Source organism: Exiguobacterium sp. 8A, assembly GCF_902506275.1.
GTDB classification, from domain to species: domain Bacteria; phylum Bacillota; class Bacilli; order Exiguobacteriales; family Exiguobacteriaceae; genus Exiguobacterium; species Exiguobacterium profundum.
Genome location: NZ_LR733637.1, coordinates 1 through 1,466, shown reverse-complemented (window position 1 = coordinate 1,466; position 1,466 = coordinate 1). Strand labels below are relative to the sequence as shown.

The following is a 1,466-nucleotide window of genomic DNA, read 5'->3' as shown; positions in this document are numbered from 1 at the left end:
GAGTAGTGGCGAGCGAAAGCGGATGAGGCTAAACCGATCATGTGTGATAGCCGGCGGGCGTTGCATGGTCGGGGTTGTGGGACACGTCACTCAGTTCTGCCGGACTGGGGCGGTTACAGCGCATCATAGTCGAACCGGTTTGAAAGCCGGGCCGTAGTGGGTGCCAGCCCCGTAGACGAAATGGTGTTATGGCCGGATGTGTATCCCAAGTAGCACGGGGCCCGAGAAATCCCGTGTGAATCTGTCAGGACCACCTGATAAGCCTAAATACTCCCAGATGACCGATAGCGGACAAGTACCGTGAGGGAAAGGTGAAAAGTACCCCGGGAGGGGAGTGAAATAGTACCTGAAACCGTTTGCTTACAAACCGTCGGAGCCTCCTTAGTAGGGGTGACGGCGTGCCTTTTGAAGAATGAGCCTGCGAGTTAGTGATATGTGGCGAGGTTAACCCGTGAGGGGCAGCCGTAGCGAAAGCGAGTCTGAATAGGGCGTTTGAGTCGCATGTTCTAGACCCGAAGCGAAGTGATCTATCCATGGCCAGGTTGAAGCGACGGTAAGACGTCGTGGAGGACCGAACCCACTTCAGTTGAAAATGGAGGGGATGAGCTGTGGATAGGGGTGAAAGGCCAATCAAACTTCGTGATAGCTGGTTCTCTCCGAAATGCATTTAGGTGCAGCGTTGCGTGTTTCTCGCCGGAGGTAGAGCTACTGGATGGCCGATGGGCCTCAACAGGTTACTGACGTCAGCCAAACTCCGAATGCCGGTGAGTGAGAGCGCAGCAGTGAGACGGTGGGGGATAAGCTTCATCGTCGAGAGGGAAACAACCCAGACTACCAACTAAGGTCCCTAAGCGTGTGCTAAGTGGGAAAGGATGTGGAGTTGCACAGACAACCAGGAGGTTGGCTTAGAAGCAGCCACCCTTGAAAGAGTGCGTAATAGCTCACTGGTCAAGTGATTCCGCGCCGACAATGTAACGGGGCTCAAGCACACCACCGAAGTTGTAGATTTCGCACTATAGACAAGCCTTCGTGGTTCAGTCGTGCGGAGTGGTAGGAGAGCGTCGTGTGGCGAGTGAAGCGGCGGAGTGATCCAGCCGTGGACGCTACACGAGTGAGAATGCAGGCATGAGTAGCGAAAGACGGGTGAGAAACCCGTCCTCCGAAAGACCAAGGGTTCCAGGGCCAGGTTAATCCGCCCTGGGTAAGTCGGGACCTAAGGCGAGGCCGACAGGCGTAGTCGATGGACAACGGGTTGATATTCCCGTACCGGCGAACAACCGCCCAAGCTAATCCAGTGGTGCTAAGAGTCCTAACCCGGTTCAACCGGATCCCTTCGGGGTGATGGTGGCCGGTCTAACGCTCGACCCCATGCTGGTGCGGTTAGCGTATGAACAGGTGTGACGCAGGAAGGTAGCTGAGCCAGGCGATGGTATCCGTAAGGTGAACCTGGTGTAAGGATGTAGGGC

Annotated in this window: 1 rRNA gene; it reads left to right on the top strand. The window is 55.8% G+C overall.

Features of this window, described 5'->3' with window-relative positions:
• A 23S ribosomal RNA gene (locus GVY42_RS15115) occupies positions 1-1,466 on the top strand; the annotation flags it as partial.